The following is an 18,631-nucleotide window of genomic DNA, read 5'->3' on the forward strand; positions in this document are numbered from 1 at the left end:
ATGATTTCATCTGAATTTAATGAATATATCCCCTTTCCTACAAAAGTAGTAGAGTGTTCATTTAAACACTTACTACCTCAGTGGGATTTATCACATTCCAATTTCAATATAATAGTAAATAGGTATATCGGATATAGATGTACATTACTAGGCTTATACATATTTCAACTTTAGAATTATATTCACTATTCAATTGGTAGTTACCAATAAAGAAAGAAAGGAATGATCATAATAATACAGAACATATACGAAACTCATTTACATGTAAGAAATTTAGAGAAGGCAATAAATTTCTATCAAAACAAGCTAGGATTAACGTTAGCAAGAAAACTCTCCAAAAGAAGAGTGGCTTTCTTTTGGGTCGGAGAAAATAAACAACAAATGCTTGGACTATGGGAAGTACATAACATTGAAGACTTTGAGCCGAGACATTTTGCTTTTGGTGTAAATTTAGAGTTTTTAATGACTTCTAAAGCGTGGTTAGAAGAACGTGGAATAGCAGTGATAGGAAGTCAAGGAAAAGGAAATCAAGAGCCAATTGTCCAAAGGTGGATGCCTGCTGCAAGTGTATACTTTCTAGATTGTGATGGAAACAAATTAGAATTCATTTCTATGTTACATGCGAATCCAGATGAATTAGAATATGCGTCCTATTTAAGTGTATGGAATGCGGAACACCAAGAAAAATGAATGGAATTTTCGTTCAAGTCTTTTCTTATTTTTGGATATAATGTTGTACGATCCCCCCTTTTACTATGAATTTGTTAACATAATGCATTTACTGTCATCTTATATTTGTACTTACGTACGAGCAATTCCTAATCTGCTTCAATTACAATTTGAATTATGTAAATTTTCCTCTTATCTGGTCTGGCATCTACTCTTTAAACACAAACTCCCCTTAAATCGAAAATGATTAAGGGGAGTTTTATATACGATGCAATTATAGTTCAGATTTCACTCGAACAGAAACATTATTTTTAATTATATTTTTGACATCTTTAAAGCTAACAAAATTGTTACTTTTCTCATCCCAAAGACGGAAACGTAGTGATTGTAAGCTTGTAGCAAGCGTAATCGTTGGTACATTTTTTAACGGAAGCGTATTATTGTGTGCCTCTTCTAGTTTATAGTTAGGTACCCTTGGGCTTAAATGGTGAACATGATGGAATCCAATATTACCAGTTAAGAATTGCAAAATTTTAGGAAGCTTATAAAAAGAACTTCCTTCCACTGCCGCTTTCACATATTCCCAATCTTTATCCTCTTCAAAATAAGAATCTTCAAATGTGTGCTGTACGTAAAACAGCCAAATCCCTACTGAACCTGCTATTAAGAATATAGTACCATGTACTAACAGAAACGATTGCCACCCAATTGCCCAGCAAAGTATAGCTACTACAGCAACAATTATAATATTCGTCAAATAAGTATTCATACGTTCTTTCTGCCTTGCACCTTTTCGATTAAATCTATTTTTAAGCAAGAAAACATAAATCGGACCTAATCCAAACATAACGAATGGATTGCGATATAAGCGATATGCTAAACGAAGTCTAAATGGTGCAGCTACATATTCATCAACTGTAAGCGTCCAAATATCCCCTGTACCCCTCTTATCCAAATTACCACTCGTAGCGTGGTGAATAGAATGTTCATGCCCCCACTGATCAAATGGGAATAATGTTAAAACACCCATACACGTTCCAACTATTCTATTTGCACGTCGACTTTTAAAGAACGAATAATGGGTGCAATCATGAAAAATAATGAAAATTCTTGTCATAAATCCAGCGGCTAACAGTGCTGGAACTAATGTTAACCAATAAGAAACTGACAAACTTTTATAAGCAAGGTACCATAAAATAATAAATGGCACGATTGTGTTGATCAGTTGCCAAACACTTTTTTTAATCGTTGATTTTTCAAAAGGAGCAACTTGTTTTTTTAAATTTTTAGTATTTTCTAAGGTCATTGTTCTAATTCCTTTCCTTTTTGTTGCTAATTCATATTATAGCACACTATTAGTATCAGGTGTTAAAAGTAGCTATAATAAATATTATATACTATGAAAATCTCTTTTTTCTTACTCATTACTTACAAATTACTTACGCCCAAAATAGCTTCTATAATTGGACAGGCGGAGTATTTTATTTATAAAAGAAACTTCGAATTTTTCCAATAAGTACATAAAAAAACAGCAAGTTTTTTCACAAGAAGAAAAAAGCTGCGATAAGTCAGTTTCACCGACTTATCGCAGCTCCTCTTCGTTTTACCTTATTTTATCGATGAAGCCACACTGCACCTGCAGACTTGTCTTCAGCTTGGCCTACCACTTCAAACTTCAGTCCTAGTTTCGGTAACTTACGTCCTGCATCAGGAATAATGCTGTTGATGTATTGCTTAGAATCATCAAATTTTGCCACTCCTGGTAATCCTTTATAATCGAAGATACCGCGAGTTGGTGAATTTACTTTCCATGCTGGTGTTTGATCAAATGAGAATGCCGCATCGGCAATTTGGTAACGCGTACTGCTCTTCACAGTAGGTTGTCCGTTTAATGTCCCTACAATTGCCTCTGGATGAGAATCTACTACTCCTAAGAACCCTTCACCTGGATGAACGCCTACCCAGTTATCTGTAAAGCTTTGATCCGCATACCATACAACCATTCCTGTATTAAATACTGGGCCACGTGCATGTTGTAACGCAGTGTCAGAACCAGCGTAATTTCTCCACTCTACATAGTAATTATGTTTTTTCTGTTCAAATCCGTTAGACACAGTAAAGCCTTTTAACGTCATTGCTGGCTGACCTTCTGCATCATCAGAGAAAACAACTTTTCCATCTACAGTTAATGCTGCATTATCTAATGCAAACCCTTTATAAGCTACTGCAATATCTGTTAAGTACTCAAATTGCAGTTTTACTTTTTTTCCTTTGAATTGGCTTAAATCGTATGATTTATCAACCCACTTACCATCAGTTGTATCCGCGCCGCCTTTTACATCTTTTTCGCCCATTCTATCAATGCGTGTCTTCGTTCCATCTTCTGCAATCGCATATACGTCAAGGAAATCATACTTCGCTTCAAGTTCGTAAAATGCCTTATAATCGAACTTAGCATCCTTTGCATTTGTTAAGTCAAATACTGGTGTCTCAAGTGTTGTATGAATGTCATTTCCTTTTGTACTGTAATAGAACTTCTTACCAAACGCTGATTCGATATTTTTTATATCTTTGTCCGGCAAGTTAACACGAACGATTCCAGGTCGTTTAGATTTTGTAGTACTTTGATCTACATATGTCGCAACACCGATTCCTTTGCTAAGTTTGTCATAATCTACTTCAAGGATATTCGCCCAGTTCCCCTTCATATTCTTTTGGAAAAATTCTTTATTTTGTGGTGAGAAACTCGTTGGCTCTGTTCCTGCAATTTTTCCAGCCCAGCTACCACCACTCATAATAGACCATGACTCAACAGGTTCACCTTGTCCTGAGTACTTTGTATCATATTCATCTGGTAAGCCTAAATCATGGCCATACTCATGTGCAAACACACCAACTGCCCCGTCTTCAGGCTCGATTGTATAATCATATGCAGCCATCTTTCCGCCCCAGTTCGAAACAGAAGATTTCGTGCCATCAATTGCATATGGTTTTGAACCTAGTTTTGAACGATGTGACCAAATCGCATCATCTTTCAATTTACCGCCGCCAGCTTCTTGACCAACGCCAGCATGTACAACCATTAAATGATCAATAATGCCATCTGGCTCATTTTTATTTCCATCACCATCTTGATCGTATTGATCAAATTGGTCATAGTCTGCTAAATTGATTCCTTTTGCTACCGCTGCTTTTAATGCTTCTTTCACAAAATCTTTTGGTCCTAAAGGCCCCTTGTTATCATGCCCAGTACCCGCATCAGCACCATAATCTGATGCTTTTCCTGGAACAGTAAGCCATTCTGTTACAGTCCCATCAACTGTGTAGCTACCACCAGATTGTTCTTCATAATATTGCTTAAATGTGTTAATCTTCGATCCATCAAATAAAGTAAATGGTTCATCACCAAATAACATTTTTTGATAATGTTCACGATTAAAGTCTTTAGAATACATGTATCCTGGCTCTTGATCAATATTGTTATGCTTAAAATCGCTAAATTCTACAAGTAAAACAAGTACTTTATCTTTTCGAACAGCTCCATTGTATTCTTCTTGCTTCGCTGATGTAGTAGGTACTTTTCCATTTAATTTCCTAGGGTTCAATGCTGCACCTTGTCCAGCTACTGGGCCTACTTCAGGCTGCTGCGCCTGTTCATTTTCCTTCATTTTTGCATCTTTTACTTTTTTCATAAAATCAGAAGCTTCTTGCGTAAGACTATCTCCTGTTAAAATTTCTTTCCCAGGGTTTTCCCCTTTCTTTTTCTCAACATATTTTTCGACAGCCTTTGACGTCTCAGCTTGCGATGCAGATTGATCAATTACCCCCCGTTGTTTTAGCGCTTCAGCCAAGCGCTCCTCCGGTATTAAGTGCTCATCTATTGGTAGAGATGATGTTGGTGTCTCAGCATATGCTGCGTGACCTCCAAAAGCAAACGTACTACTTAGTACTGCTGCTGTTGTTAATACCGCTAATGGTTTTAATTTCTTTTTCTTTTTCAATGTATTTCCTCCCCAGTGTCTGCAAATTATCGTTTTTCGCCGATAATAACATAATATTCGTTATAATACGAATATTCAATCTTTTTCAACAAATAAAATGTTGAGAAATATTTTTTATGCAGGGTGAAATACATACGATAGAAAAACAAACTCACCTATAAATAACAGTGAACTTTTTTAGTAAAAATAAGAATTAAATATTCTCTATACTATTTAATCTATGGGTTACCATATTACTCACTAATCTCATTATTACAAGCTAATAGTGGTTCGTACATCATTATAGCGTGATTCTCTGTTACATATTGATCTTCTATTAACTGTTTCTGTAGATTATATACTTTACGTTGAATCACATTATGTCGTATATAACCGCCCCAGTATGCAGGTTGAATTGAGTGTTCTTTCTCATACACTTCATATTGATAAAGTTGCGGATAGACTGTTCTCCATTCACCAACTAAATGTTCATCTGTCATATAAAGGTGAAGTTGATACGGTTGATCCGTTTCATTTTTAATTTGTAAATCCAAATAGTTATAGGAACAAGTTGCCCCACTCCCAAACGGTTGAGTTCGCCTAGAATCAGGAAAGACATCAAAGCTATGACGATATCGTTCGGTTACTGTCAGTGGTGTATGTAGAGTCATCCAATATATTAAATTTGAAAGCTGACAAAGACCTCCTCCAATACCTGATTGAAAAGATCCGTAGTGTAATACCATACCTTCTACATACCCTTTTTTCCTCGTTGGCTTACCTATTAAACGCCAGTAAGAAAATGTTTCTCCCGGTCTAATGACGATACCATTTAGTTTTTTAACAGCAATTTTCAAATTAACAACCTTATTCTGTTGATACCACATATCTACATCTTTGAGCTTACGAAGTAATATTGTTTGGTGCTGAATTGCTGTACAAGGTAGCTTTTCTTGTTGGAACCTTTTTGCATATGTTTTTCCGTCTGCTAACCACTGAATGTGCCTCTTTGTAGAGTAATACCACTTACCTAGCATAATGCGATACTTAGACCGCTGTTTAGGACGTAAGTGCACTATATTCATTTTATTCCCTCTCTCTTTCTTCAACTAAATTCTAATATATTTCTAATTCAATAAATTACAGTTTTCTTAACTGCATAATAATTTCCGCAAAAAAATAATAAATTTACTCTAGTGGAGATTTTATTTTGATGATTGCTTTATAATTATATAAAACTGAGCTTCAATACAATAAATTGAAATAAACACATTATAAATATAACGGATAACCTTAAATAAAAAATAATGAACATTAAAGAAATTCTAAAGTATTAATATATTTTTCGTAAATATTAATTGATAACCCATTAGACTTTACTATATGTATAACTTCTTATTCTACAAAACGAAATTTTTTAATGTAAGAAAAAACTATACTTTCCCTTTAACATTGATACCAGTCTCATATGGAAAACTTTACAAAACAATCCGAACCCTTATATTTAGAATAAACACAAAAAATTGCCACCAGTTAGCTTAACTGGTTGGCAATTTTTTAACTAGAATGCTTTACAAATAGTTGAATTGCTTCTTCTGGTACATAGCACTTTCCATTACTCTCTACAATAATACTTCCTAATTCATACCCTTTACCATTGATACGAATTATATTTTTGTTACCAAATAATTGTGCTTCTACTTTATTATGTTTTACTACGAGTAACGGGTTTGCTCCTTCGGTTTTGTCGGCTGTTACAGTTGCACCGATTTTCTTAAAGGCTTGTTCACTCTCTAAAAATATTTTATTCGTTACTTCTTCTAAGTTAAAGCCCATCGCTTTCGCCATCGTCTTCGCAATGTCTGTATTTTGGATTAAGCCTTCTGGTTTTTGAGGTCCATAAGAATGTAAGAATACATCCTCACCTGTATGTCCTCCTGTCGTAAAGCCGATATTTGCACGATTAGCCAATAATGTAGTAAGAATTCGTCCTACATCCATTTTCTTTTTTGCCGCTTTTAATTTTTCTTTTTCATCATGAGTTAGATTATCCAAACCGTATAGTTTAGCTACATCTTCTACATTTGATAAATCAGATTTCAGTTTATTTATAGTTCCTTCAAGTGTCATTTTCGCCTTTTTCAATGAATCAATGTATGCAGAAACCGGTGTAGTATTGTATCCTTTTGTCGTATTTCTATTCCCTATAGAGATACCGCTGTTACCATGATCAGTTAAAGCTATGAGCATCGTATCCCCATCTTTCTTCGCAAATTGTAACGCCTTTGCTACCGCTTCATCAAATGCCAATACATCACTAATCATCCCAATTGGATCATTAGCATGGGCTGCCCAATCAGGCTTACTACCTTCTATGAATAAAAAGAAGCCATCTTTATCTTTTGATAATGTTTGAATTGCTTTTTCTGTCATTTGAGAAAGTGTTGGTTGTTCTGGGTTTGTTGCTATACGATCCATATCAAACGCAAGAGCATGATGTGAGAAAGAGCCCCAAATTTTATTAGATTTGGAGTTCAATAACGCATCTTTCGTTTCAACGAAATCGTATCCTTTGTCTTGAATCACCTTCACTAAATTTTCACCATCTTTTCGGATTCCATTACTTTGCATAGGTAGCAGCGCTGCTTTTCCCCCGCCTAATACGACATCTATATTTTGATATACTTGCTGCTTCGCAATTACGTCAAATTGCTTGCGATTGACATGGTGAGCCGAGAATCCCGCCGGAGTAGCATGCTGAATTTCAGATGTAGCAACAATTCCAGTTGCACGACCAGTACGTTTTGCACCTTCTAATACGTTTGCGACCGGCCGTAACTTGTCCTCTTCTTTTATTGGCTCTAAGCTAGGCGAACTTACAATAGAAGGTAATACACCTACATACCCTGAATTTGATTTATTTCCAGTTGCTAATGCTGTTGCTGCTGGCGCTGAGTCTGTAATAGCTGATTCCGCCGAAAACGTACGAACTCCTCCTGTTACAATTTGATCTAACGTAAGCGGTGCCCCTTTATACCAGCGAGCCAATGTTGTCGCCGTTGAACTCGTTCCGTCCATAACCATCATAATTATATTTTTAGGCTGGTGTTCTATTTTTTTCACCTTAGCTTTGGCCGCATGATAATTCATCATACTTTCCGTACTTAATACGCTTACTATTATAGCTGCCACTAATAGTAACTTTTTCATCTTCACACCATAATTCAACATGATTGTTCCTCCATAAACTTTGCATTCATTTAAATACACACTATTTCCTTTTCCATACCAAAACCTACATATGTTTTATTAGTTCCCAATTCTCATAAAGCTAACAATAGTTACTTTCCCTTTCTTTCCTTTATTAAATATCGGTATGTATCATCTATCTTATAAAAAAGATTTAACATCCTTTTCATTAATTACTTGTTTAACAATAAATCCTCGATCAAAAGAAATAAAAATTTATTGTTAAACAATAAATTTCGTGTTAAATTAATAAGATATTAAATAAATGAGGTGCTTTTTATGAAACAAGGATCCACACTCTTTTTAAAGACCGTTGTGATTCTGATTGGAATCCCCGTTCTTGCTATGTGCATTTTTTTAGTCCCTAAAATAGGAGCTTTCGCTGCAGAATTATATCCAGATATTGCATATATTAAATATCTTGTATTTATCAATTTATATGCAACAGCAATACCTTATTACTTCGCACTGTACCAAACATTTAAGCTTTTAAACTATATTGATAAAAATAACGCATTCTCAGAGTTATCTGTTCAAGCGTTAAAAAATATTAAGTACAGCGCATTGGCAATTAGTGTATTATATGTATTAGGTATGCCACTTTTCTATCTCGTGGCAGAGAGAGATGACGCCCCTGGCATTATTATTATCGGAATGATTATGATTTTTGCTTCAATGGTAATCGCGGTCTTTGCTGCCGTTCTCCAAAGACTATTAAAAGATGCTATAGATATAAAATCAGAAAATGATTTAACGGTCTGAGGTGAATAATATGGCAATTATTATTAATATTGATGTAATGTTAGCGAAAAGAAAAATGAGTGTAACAGAGCTTTCGGAGAAGGTTGGAATTACAATGGCTAACCTTTCTATCTTGAAAAATGGAAAAGCAAAAGCAGTCCGTTTTTCAACTTTAGAAGCAATATGTAAAGCATTAGAATGCCAACCGGGGGATATTTTAGAATATCAACCTGAAGATACTGAGTAAAAAGAGTCCTTCATACGAGAAGGACTCTTTTTATTACACATTACGGTGCAAAACTAATTTGACCAGTAAACAATAGGATAATTGCTATGATCCAAAATATAAAAAATGATGAGGACAGTATTAATGAAAGAATAGCAATTCCCTTCTTCTCTGTTCTTTTCGTCATTGTGATTATTGAAAGTATGATACCTACACCTGTCAGGGCAATTGTAATATAATCTCCAACTATATTACCTGCATTGGCTATCCTTGTTGGCGTTATAAAAACGAATAGAAAACACAAAATGCCGATGAGTAAAGATACATAGCTTATTATACTGTACTTCTTTTTAGGAACTATTTCAGTTTTCATACTAACCCCACCCCTTCTATATAGCTATGAATTCATATTAACATGAATAACCATAATTTGGTTAAAATATAAAAAAGATAAAGTAGACGCTATCACTTTATCTTTCGGTTTATTTCCATCTAACAATTAACCTGGCTACTTCCTTAATAAAGATGGACGATCATTCTTTAACCTCTAGTAATTATTATATACAGAAAATAAAGTGAAACTTTAATCAGTGGAGGTTTTGTTCACCCTTCACTGATTATTAGTTGAACCAATCAGGCTACCCGTTAATGCGGAATAAAATGAAAGAGTTCTAAAAAATAAAGACTGTACCTTTAAAATGAAAGATTCAGTCTTTATTAATAACTTTTTTTATAAAGAAAACTCTCTATCACTCACTATCTTAAAAAACTCCGAGTAATGTGATAAAGAATAATCTGCTACATCACAATCACCTTGAAACATACATGTTGAAATACCTAATTCTTTTGCAGGTAATAAATCTAATTCTCTATCTCCAATAGCTAAATCAATATTATGTTTTTTATGTAAATGATTATAAGCTAAAGAGTTGGGCTTTCGTGGAAAGCCATCGTCAATTGTAACCATATCTACAAAGTACTTTTCCCAGCCGTAATATTTAAAAATGTCCATAACCCCTGCCCTATGTTTATGGGTCATAATCACATTTTTATCTGCAAATTTCAAAACCTCTTCGACACCTGCAAAAGGTTTCATATCTTTTGGCGTGAATTTCCCCTTCAAAACTTTAATCTTTTCTTCCTGCTCACATGAAATATTATAATACTGAATTGCATGAGAGTATGATATTTTTAAGTTTTTGTATATTTCTTGTTTTTCTACTGAATCACCTAATATTTCAGAAAGCATCATTGTATATGCAGGATACGTATCAAATAACGTCCCATCAAAATCCCATAAAATATTCATTCTATTCACCTTCTATTTTCAAATCATTCAATGACTAAATCCGCCCTATCCCTCGGCAATTCCGTTTTTAAGTAATAATCCTCTGCTTTCCAATACCTATTTTCAAACTTTGAAAGGTTTTTCTGCGTTTTTTCACTCTCACGTAGAAACCTTGTCTCTCTTGGACAGTCCAAATAGACCATATAATGAAAAAAATCTCTCCATTCTTTTCGCTGCAGAAAAACTCCTTCAATAACAATTACGCCTACAATAGGAATCTGTACTTTTTCCATTTCACATATATCTGTTTCTTCATGAAAGAAAGGTAATTTCAATTTTGTTTCATGTTGTAGCTTTTGAAAAAATTTCCGCCTTAGCCATTCAATGTCCCATTGTAAATAATAATACTCATACCATTCTTCATATCCAGTATGATATCGTTTATTACGCTCCACTATATGATCATCAATATGGAAAATACGAAACGGAATGCCTTCTTGTTTCATATTTTCTTTTAAATTGGCTACGAATGTTGTTTTTCCAGATCGACTTAAACCATCTATACCTAAAATGAATCTATTTTCCCTATGCTTCTTCATAATCGTTATAAGTTCGTTTGTACTCATTACTTCTTCCACTCTTCTTTTAATAAAGAATATAAAATGGTATCATGAGCAACTCCATTTTGAATCATATGTTTTCGAAGTAATCCTTCTTCTTGAAATCCTGCTTTTATTAATAATTTTTGAGAAGCTTTATTTTCTACATATACAACCGCTGCGATTCTTATTAGTTGCAGTATTTCAAATCCGTAAGCTAAAATTGCTTGTAATGCTTCCAATGCATATCCTTGTCCCCAATATGTATCATCTAATTCATAACCAATTTCAGCTCGTTTATGATGATTATTAATTAAATGAAATCCGCACGTTCCGATTAATTGGCCCGTCCCTTTTTTCTCGATTCCCCAGCGAAATACACTGCCCTCTTCATAACGATTTTTGAACGTTTGAATCATTGTTTTCGCTTGCTCAATATTTTGGAAAGAATCCATTCCGAAATAACGTATAACTGATTCTTTCGAAAAATATTGGAACATCGTTTCTGCATCTAATAATGTAAGTTCTCTTAAGAATAAACGTTCTGTTTCTAGTTTCGGAAATCCCATTTCTCTTTCTCCCTCTATTCTAATGAACTGCAAATTTCAATATAATTTCCATCTGGATCAGCAATGTAGGCAATTGTTTGTCCCCACGGTTTTACAATTGGCTCCACTAAAATTTTAATACCTTGCTCTCTAAATTGCTCAATCGTTTCTTGTACATTCTCAACAACGAATCCTAACTCGAAATGAGAAGACTGTAATTCACCTTCTGTAAGCGGTAGTCCTGTTAATTCTTTCACATCTTGCCGCGTATTCATCGCTAAAATGGTAGTTCCAGTATTAAATTCAATATATGTGCCGTGCTCTGCTTTTATAGGTAACTGTAAAATATCTTTATAGAACTTTAAACATTCCTCAAACTTTTCTACATATAAAATGATGTACTTCATTTTCAAATTCATTTTACATCCCCCTTTGTATCTATCCCTAAAATTTCGACAAAAGTCTCATAAAACCTTGTTCCTTGTAGTAATGAGCAAAAAAAATGAGGCCGATTTCTCGGCCCCCCAGCTTATTGGCATAAAACAGGAGATTTGGTTTGGACATAACCAGTTCGTACTTTTATTATATTTTATTTTTTCTGAATTTTAAATACATTAAACACCTATTTATATTGAGAAAGTTTTTTGCTTGCATAAAATTAAAGATTTTAAGAAATGATACAAATGGAGGTGTATACATATGGAACCAATGCTATGTCCAAGTTGTAAAACGAACCGTACTCGCTTTAATATTCTTGAGCAACAAGTAAAACCAGTCAAAATAAATCCACAAACTGGTCAAGTGGAAGAAGAATACACAAATGAAACGATGAATGCTTTTCATATGGCCTATCAAGGACCTACATACCGTGTCCAATGTGCTGTATGCGGACTTGTTGAAAACCCTGAACAATTTATTAAACCTGCGCAAAATCAGTCTTTCTAATAAAAACATGATTATCCCTTGTAGAAATAGATTTTTCTATAAGGGATTTTTTCGTTTAATACGTTAATTAAAAATGTATTTCTTCCTTATTATATGTTAAAATCCACACCATTTTAGTAATATTTACATAAGGGAGGTGAAACAAATGATTTTAAATAAAAAGATAATGCTTCCATCAACATTTCTACTATTAACTTGTCACATAATCCTCTTTTACTTTTGGATTTCCGATTGGAAGAAAATCTCAACTTCTTACGGTTTAGCTATATGGATACTTTCTACTATTTGTGGTCTTTTACTTTATTTCCTTTATAAAAAACAAAAATCTAATAAAGTGATATTCATTGCTAGTTCGTTATTATTAATTACTTCTTCATTTATGATTTTTTTAGATATTGTTACTGGTATCATCTTTGTAACTGTTAGTTCTATGCCTTAAATATATAATGTTTTATTATATAAAAAATAGTCAACAAAATAGAATTACATAAAAATTAAAGAAGATAATGATGTCATTGTTCATTGTCATCATTATCTTCTTCTAGGGTCTAATCTTTATTATAATATTTCACTTTTCAATTTCTTGATTTTCCAAAAAATCCTCATGAAGAAATAAGCATACATACAACCTACAAGCCCTGTCATAACTTTCGCCCAAATTGGCACTCTTGATTCTGTTGAACTTAAAAATACGCTATACATTGAGGGTAATATAGTTATTGAAATCAATGCGAAAAATTGTAATAATTCCTTCATTTTTTGTACCTTCGTGTCCTTCTCTGAATATATGTCAGGTAACTCAATTCCCTTCTCTACTTCCTTACAAAAATAATTCCATCTTGTAAAACTTGTGACACGTTTCCAACCAGACATTTCATATATTTCAAAGTACTCCTGTTGTTTTTCTTTTGAATCCCTATAAACCAATCTAAAATCCGCTTTATATATTACATCTTTCGGTTCTGTTTTCTTAAACGTATACAACAAATTATATCTTTGTAACGCCCAACCTTTTTGATGCATTTTCCGTAAAAAAGCTTCTTCTTTTTCTAAACTCCATGCCATGAAAAATTTAAATACCTTCTTTGTCTCCATCTCTCATTCACTCCCCTAATATACTATTTCCATTCCTTACAGATCTCTGTAATCTGTTATACTCGAGCTCTAACACTTCTCTCCCAAACGGCGTTAACTCATAGCACTTCTTTCTGTCTGTAGAGGCAGCTTCAACAATTAACTTCTCTTTTAGTAATTTCGTCGTATTTCCATATAAAGTACCAGGGCCGAGCTTTACTTCCCCATTTGTCATCTCTTCTACCATTTGCATAATTCCGTAGCCATGCAACGGCTTCACGAGTGACAATAATATGTAATATGTCGCCTCAGTTAACGGAATATATTTTTGCGCCTTCGCATTCATTATAACTACCTCCGATACATCGTTTTATGATATATCGATTCACGATACATCGTATATCGATATTGTATAATTATATTCCAAAATATGCAAGAGTAATTTAATAATTAAATATCCATTTCTTTGAATTAAAAAATCATACCAATTTTCTGAATAATTTGTTAAAATATAGAAATATTAGCTCTTTTATAATGAAAGGAATGGTACATATGATAAATAAATTGAAAGAAAACATCGGATCTGTGTTTGTTGGTAAAGAAAATGTTATTGATCTACTGCTCGTTTCACTTCTTGCTGATGGACATGTACTACTCGAAGACGTGCCTGGTACTGGGAAAACGTTACTGGCGAAAACCATTTCAAAAAGTATTGGTGGTAGTTTTTCTCGCGTTCAATTTACCCCTGATGTACTTCCAAGTGATGTAACAGGTATTGAATACTTCAACCCAAAAACAAGCGAATTCGAATTAAGAATTGGACCAGTTATGACAAACATTTTGCTAGCAGATGAAATTAACCGTACAATGCCGAGAACGCAGTCGAGTTTGTTAGAAGCGATGGAAGAACGACAAGTGACGCTGGAGAAGCAGTCAACTCCTCTTCCGAAACCGTTCTTTGTTATTGCGACGCAAAACCCAATTGAATCACAAGGGACTTTCCCTCTTCCAGATGCACAGCTTGATCGCTTTTTAATGACGATTTCAATCGGTTATCCAACTCCTAAAGATGAGTTACAAATGATGCGACGTTTTCGGAACGATTTACCATTAGAAAGTGTCACATCTGTCATCTCATTAGAAGATATTTTAGAAGCTCAAAAACGAGTAAAAGAAATATTTGTTTCGGAACCGTTAGAACATTACATTATTAAACTTGCTCATGCTACAAGAAATCATGATTATATCGCTAACGGTGTAAGCCCACGTGCCACATTAGCTTTAGTACGTGCTGTTCAAGCTTTAGCCTTTTTACGCGGGAGAGAATATTGCACACCAGAAGATATACAATTGTTAGTTCCTTCTGTTTGGAATCACCGTATCGTCTTATCAATGGAAGGTGCCCTGCGTACGACAAAGAATGATATTATGCAAAGTATTTTAAAAGAAGTTGACGTACCTGTGGAGATTGAACAAGCATGAATGGACAGCGTGTTGTAACTGTGCCTTTATTTTTTCAACTCCATATTATTCAACTAACCGTTCCAATCGCATTACTTTTCACATTCTTTTTCCCGCAACGAATGCTTATGTTTCTCTTTTTCTTCTATTATTTATTTGCGATTTTTATTTATAAATATGTCGCTTTCATAGAGAAGAAGTTTCAAATCATAAATGAGAAACAAACTACACGGATTTTTCCTGAGGAATCTGGACAGTTTTTTATTCATTTAAAAAATGGATCCAGCATACCGATCGTTAATGGTGTTTGTTACTTTCATTTAAATTCGTCCCTTATACCGCATAAAGAGCAAGGCATTGAACAAATATCAAAAACGTTATTCTCTTTCCCATTTTCACAACCTGCACATTCGACACAAAAATGGGGGTTAACATTAACCGCCACGAAGCGTGGTGTGTTTCAAATTGAACAATTTGAATGTGTATTAAAAGATCCATTTCATCTATTAACTGTACATTTACCTGTTTTTGATAAATTAAGGACTGAAATTATTGTGTATCCTTCTCCTAAAGAAGTAGCAGGTTTGCAAGAACTTCAGCAACTTTTGAATGGATCTTATCGAACGAATTTTTCTTTTTACAATGATGAAACATCTATTATCGGTGTAAAGCGATATGAGCGTGAGTCTTTCCGCTCTATTCATTGGAAGGCATCTGCTAAAATGCAACAATTACAGGCGAAGCAATATGAACCTGTAAAAAATTATAGTTGGACGATTTGTCTTTCTTTAGCTGCCGATCGTGGATTTGGTTGGAAAGATAATGTAGAAGAACTTATTTCATATGCAACATACATTTTCCAGTATGCAACGAAGCACCACATTCCGTTTGAATTGTTTATTAGTGTATTAGCAGAAGGCGGTGCATTACATGTACCGTTAAATGAAGGACAAACACAATATGCAAAAGCTTTAGAAGAATTAGCCCGTATTTCAGATGATAGTACGTTACTTCCGAAACAAGGATTCCTTCATTATGTAAAGAGAAAAAGAGAACGATCGTCTACAATGATATACATTGGTTTAAAAAGAAATGAACTCCCTCTTCTCTCGCAGCCAACGTTTCTCATTACTAGTGAAGGGATGGTGGAACCAGTTGAAAACTTGGCTATATCACATTCATGATTTCATTCTGCTCCTTCTACTTTCATTATTAACAGAAAGAGATGAACTAATTAGTATTGCAATATTTTTAACAACAGGCTATATTGGAGTATTTCTTATTCATAAATTTATGCAGAAAAAAACAACAGGATTTGTAATACTTTTAGTTCTTCAAATCGTTCTTTTCTCTTTATTTTTACCTTTTTCTCTATTTGGCACAATCATATTACCACTATTTTTCTTTATCGTACATGTGGTCGGACCTGGATATCCAGTTCAAAAATCTTTAGGTGGTATTGTATGGTTTGTCGTTTCAGCTATATTTTATGCACCCTTTCCACCGTTGTGGAAACTATTAATGTTAGCCTTGCATCTTATGATTACATTTTGGTTAACCGGGGCAAATCGCAAACAACAACTATTACGTTTTTCTTCTATCATTACGATTGGCTTAATGAGTATATTAATTGTTCATGTATTTCCTTTCATTCGACTTATTTTTGGTTTTATAACGGAAGTAGTCGCATTAGGCGTCGGCTATGCTTTAATGCCATTAATTAAAGCAGCGGAATTAAAAGATACTGAAGATGTTTGGGCAAATAAAGGACATCTCTTAAAACCAAAAATTGAAGACGGAAAAAAAATTCCTGATTTTGATCCAATACTCATAAATAGCACTACAATAATAGTCTGTACAGCTATCGCTATTTACGTCGTTTGGAAAATAGTAAAAAAACGAAAACATTTAAGTTTACCAAATATGCCCGCCTTCGAATCTACTATCATTACTGATAAAGAAGGAATGAGCCAAAATCGTTTTAAACGAAATAAACCGCCACATAACGAAATTCGGAAGGAAATTTTCAAGCTAGAGAGTAAGTTAACCCCTCCTTTAAATAGAAAACGGGGAGAAACTGTTGAGGCTTGGCTAGAAAGAATAAACGATGAAGAAGATGTAAATATTCAAAGTGATATTATTATAGATGCTTATAATACGGTGCGTTATTCAAATAGTGCAAACACTGTACTTCTACATGAATTTAAGGAAGAGATTCATAAGCTTTATGCATATCAAAAAAGTTTGAAGAAACGAAAGAAATAACGTAACAAAAAGACTCCTATATTCATAGGAGTCTTTTTGTACTTCTACGTTGCTTTTTAAATGGAAGCATTCTTCCCTGCTTCAATTTCTAATGACTCTTCATGCCACCAAAGTGTTTCTTCAGGGTCTTCTTTAGCGATTTGGTGTGCTTCTTTTTTCGTTTCTACTGTAGGATATGAACCTTTTAGCGCACGCCCTGAAGTTGTAACGAATAGTACACTAAATACAACTAATCCAATAATACTTACACCTGCTAAATAAAATGCCGGTGCGAGCGGGTTACCAGTTGCATGAACTAAGTATGAACATACAAGCGGTGTTGTTCCACCGAATATCGATACAGAAATATTAAATGAGATCGAAAGTGCTCGATAACGTACATCAGTGAAAAAGAGTGATGGTAATAATGAAGGTAATGTTCCTTCATATACACTTAAGAAGAAACCTAGTACGAAAATACCTGCAAATATAGCTGCAATATGTCCGTTACCTATTAGTAAAAATGCTGGAATTGCAAATACAGTTAAACCAAGTAAACCAATTTGCACAACGCGTTTATTACCAATTTTATCACTTAATTTACCGAAATATAGTGCTAGTGGAATCATAAGTGCCATCGTAATAGAAATAATTAATAAACCTGTTGTTTCTTCGACTTTAAGTACTTGAGTTAGATAAGAAGGAATATACGAAAGAATCATATAATTTGTAATATTAAAGAAGGCGACAATTACTGTGCTTAATAAGAAGTCTTTTTTGTGATATTTAATAATATCCATGAATGAAAATTGTTCATTGTCTTCAGATTCCTCTTGTGCTTTTTCCATCTCTTCAAAGATTGGAGATTCATCTAGATGACGGCGTAAGTATAAACCGACCAAACCAATTGGTGCAGCTATTAAGAACGGAATACGCCATCCCCAGCTGAGCATTTGCTCATCTGTTAACAATAACGTCAAAATGGTAACAATTACCGATGCAGCAATGTAACCTGAGAGTGTTCCAATTTCAAGACCACTACCGAGTATACCACGCTTTTTATCTGGAGAAGATTCTGCGATATAAACCATTGCACCTGAATATTCGCCGCCTGTAGAGAAGCCTTGAATCATTCGGGCAACTAAAAGTAGTATTGGTGCCCATACACCAATTTGTTCATAGGTTGGTAGTAATGCGATGAATAATGTAGAAAGTGCCATTAAAATAATAGTAGTACTTAACACGATTTTTCGGCCGTACTTATCTCCTATTCTACCAAAGAATACACCTCCGATTGGTCGAACGAGAAAGGCTGCTGCAAATGTACCGAATGTAAGTACAAGTTGCAATCCACTATTATCAACACCTGAGAAGAATAATTGACTTAAAATTACCGCTAAATACGCGTATAATCCGAAGTCAAACCACTCCATTGCGTTCCCTATACCAGTAGCAATTACTGCTTTCCTGGCTTGTTTAGGATTGACAATATTAACGTCTTGCGGCTCAAAATTTAAATCATTATTTTGTTGCATATAATAAAACAGCTCCTTATTTAATTTAACTTCTTTAAGCACACCTTCTCTTATTGAATAAAATTAATTCGA

20 protein-coding genes are annotated in these 18,631 nt (G+C 34.1%); 8 read left to right on the top strand and 12 right to left on the bottom strand.

Annotated elements, in window-relative coordinates:
• The first annotated feature begins 231 nt into the window (after positions 1-231).
• Positions 232-690: a VOC family protein gene (locus MR136_RS12475; protein WP_061457374.1), complete on the top strand. Its 459-nt coding sequence runs from the start codon at positions 232-234 to the stop codon at positions 688-690.
• 253 nt (positions 691-943) lie between these two features.
• Here the strand turns inward: MR136_RS12475 and desA are convergent, their stop codons facing one another.
• The 4 genes from desA to MR136_RS12495 form a co-directional block, all read right to left on the bottom strand.
• On the bottom strand, positions 944-1,975 hold the full coding sequence (desA, locus tag MR136_RS12480; protein ID WP_000171504.1) for a Delta(5) desaturase DesA: 1,032 nt from the start codon (positions 1,973-1,975) through the stop codon (positions 944-946).
• Between the two features lie 307 nt (positions 1,976-2,282).
• Positions 2,283-4,670 (bottom strand): immune inhibitor A domain-containing protein, encoded by a 2,388-nt coding sequence (locus MR136_RS12485; RefSeq protein ID WP_078421368.1) that lies wholly within the window; start codon positions 4,668-4,670, stop codon positions 2,283-2,285.
• A gap of 233 nt (positions 4,671-4,903) precedes the next feature.
• Positions 4,904-5,734, bottom strand: a complete 831-nt coding sequence (locus MR136_RS12490; RefSeq protein WP_001028236.1) for a VanW family protein — start codon at positions 5,732-5,734, stop codon at positions 4,904-4,906.
• A gap of 472 nt (positions 5,735-6,206) precedes the next feature.
• Entirely contained in the window at positions 6,207-7,880 is a 1,674-nt protein-coding gene (locus MR136_RS12495; RefSeq protein WP_078421367.1) for an alkaline phosphatase, read from the bottom strand.
• A gap of 297 nt (positions 7,881-8,177) precedes the next feature.
• Between MR136_RS12495 and MR136_RS12500 the strand changes: the two genes are divergently transcribed.
• Positions 8,178-8,660, top strand: coding sequence for a DUF2975 domain-containing protein (locus tag MR136_RS12500; protein WP_000809113.1), 483 nt, complete (start codon positions 8,178-8,180; stop codon positions 8,658-8,660).
• A 10-nt stretch (positions 8,661-8,670) separates the two neighbouring features.
• Positions 8,671-8,886, top strand: coding sequence for a helix-turn-helix domain-containing protein (locus tag MR136_RS12505; RefSeq protein ID WP_000974619.1), 216 nt, complete (start codon positions 8,671-8,673; stop codon positions 8,884-8,886).
• 40 nt (positions 8,887-8,926) lie between these two features.
• Here the strand turns inward: MR136_RS12505 and MR136_RS12510 are convergent, their stop codons facing one another.
• The 5 genes from MR136_RS12510 to MR136_RS12530 all read right to left on the bottom strand — a co-directional run bounded on the left by MR136_RS12510 (position 8,927) and on the right by MR136_RS12530 (position 11,719).
• Positions 8,927-9,238, bottom strand: coding sequence for a hypothetical protein (locus tag MR136_RS12510; RefSeq protein WP_000845558.1), 312 nt, complete (start codon positions 9,236-9,238; stop codon positions 8,927-8,929).
• Between the two features lie 357 nt (positions 9,239-9,595).
• The gene (locus MR136_RS12515) at positions 9,596-10,174 is read right to left on the bottom strand and encodes an HAD-IA family hydrolase (RefSeq protein ID WP_078421366.1); all 579 of its coding nucleotides are present in this window, start codon (positions 10,172-10,174) and stop codon (positions 9,596-9,598) included.
• A 23-nt stretch (positions 10,175-10,197) separates the two neighbouring features.
• On the bottom strand, positions 10,198-10,779 hold the full coding sequence (locus MR136_RS12520) for a kinase (RefSeq protein WP_000106114.1): 582 nt from the start codon (positions 10,777-10,779) through the stop codon (positions 10,198-10,200).
• On the bottom strand, positions 10,779-11,321 hold the full coding sequence (locus MR136_RS12525; protein WP_000506638.1) for a GNAT family N-acetyltransferase: 543 nt from the start codon (positions 11,319-11,321) through the stop codon (positions 10,779-10,781). Before MR136_RS12525 ends, MR136_RS12520 begins: the two co-directional genes overlap by 1 nt.
• A 14-nt stretch (positions 11,322-11,335) precedes the next feature.
• The gene (locus MR136_RS12530) at positions 11,336-11,719 is read right to left on the bottom strand and encodes a glyoxalase/bleomycin resistance/dioxygenase family protein (protein ID WP_001049849.1); all 384 of its coding nucleotides are present in this window, start codon (positions 11,717-11,719) and stop codon (positions 11,336-11,338) included.
• A gap of 280 nt (positions 11,720-11,999) precedes the next feature.
• Here MR136_RS12530 and MR136_RS12535 point away from each other — a divergent pair, with 280 nt between their 5' ends.
• Positions 12,000-12,245 (top strand): hypothetical protein, encoded by a 246-nt coding sequence (locus tag MR136_RS12535; RefSeq protein WP_000433602.1) that lies wholly within the window; start codon positions 12,000-12,002, stop codon positions 12,243-12,245.
• A 145-nt stretch (positions 12,246-12,390) separates the two neighbouring features.
• Entirely contained in the window at positions 12,391-12,684 is a 294-nt protein-coding gene (locus MR136_RS12540; RefSeq protein ID WP_078421365.1) for a hypothetical protein, read from the top strand.
• A 119-nt stretch (positions 12,685-12,803) separates the two neighbouring features.
• On the opposite strand, the gene MR136_RS12545 is transcribed toward MR136_RS12540, so the two are convergent.
• Together MR136_RS12545 and MR136_RS12550 are read right to left on the bottom strand one after the other, a co-directional pair.
• The gene (locus MR136_RS12545; RefSeq protein ID WP_000448417.1) at positions 12,804-13,340 is read right to left on the bottom strand and encodes a DUF2812 domain-containing protein; all 537 of its coding nucleotides are present in this window, start codon (positions 13,338-13,340) and stop codon (positions 12,804-12,806) included.
• Between the two features lie 7 nt (positions 13,341-13,347).
• Positions 13,348-13,665 (bottom strand): PadR family transcriptional regulator, encoded by a 318-nt coding sequence (locus MR136_RS12550; protein ID WP_078421364.1) that lies wholly within the window; start codon positions 13,663-13,665, stop codon positions 13,348-13,350.
• A 206-nt stretch (positions 13,666-13,871) separates the two neighbouring features.
• Between MR136_RS12550 and MR136_RS12555 the strand changes: the two genes are divergently transcribed.
• From MR136_RS12555 to MR136_RS12565, 3 genes are read left to right on the top strand one after another with little or no spacing between them, the layout of a single operon-like run.
• Positions 13,872-14,801, top strand: coding sequence for an AAA family ATPase (locus MR136_RS12555; RefSeq protein ID WP_078421363.1), 930 nt, complete (start codon positions 13,872-13,874; stop codon positions 14,799-14,801).
• Entirely contained in the window at positions 14,798-15,964 is a 1,167-nt protein-coding gene (locus MR136_RS12560; RefSeq protein ID WP_078421362.1) for a DUF58 domain-containing protein, read from the top strand. The genes MR136_RS12555 and MR136_RS12560 overlap by 4 nt, the downstream gene beginning before the upstream one ends.
• Positions 15,936-17,045, top strand: coding sequence for a DUF4018 domain-containing protein (locus tag MR136_RS12565; protein ID WP_078421361.1), 1,110 nt, complete (start codon positions 15,936-15,938; stop codon positions 17,043-17,045). Before MR136_RS12560 ends, MR136_RS12565 begins: the two co-directional genes overlap by 29 nt.
• A gap of 56 nt (positions 17,046-17,101) precedes the next feature.
• Here the strand turns inward: MR136_RS12565 and MR136_RS12570 are convergent, their stop codons facing one another.
• Positions 17,102-18,559, bottom strand: coding sequence for an MFS transporter (locus MR136_RS12570; RefSeq protein ID WP_001186926.1), 1,458 nt, complete (start codon positions 18,557-18,559; stop codon positions 17,102-17,104).
• Positions 18,560-18,631: the final 72 nt, after the last annotated feature.

Origin of the sequence: Bacillus cereus group sp. BfR-BA-01311 (genome assembly GCF_022664295.1) — a bacterium.
In the GTDB taxonomy this organism is placed as follows: domain Bacteria; phylum Bacillota; class Bacilli; order Bacillales; family Bacillaceae_G; genus Bacillus_A; species Bacillus_A cereus.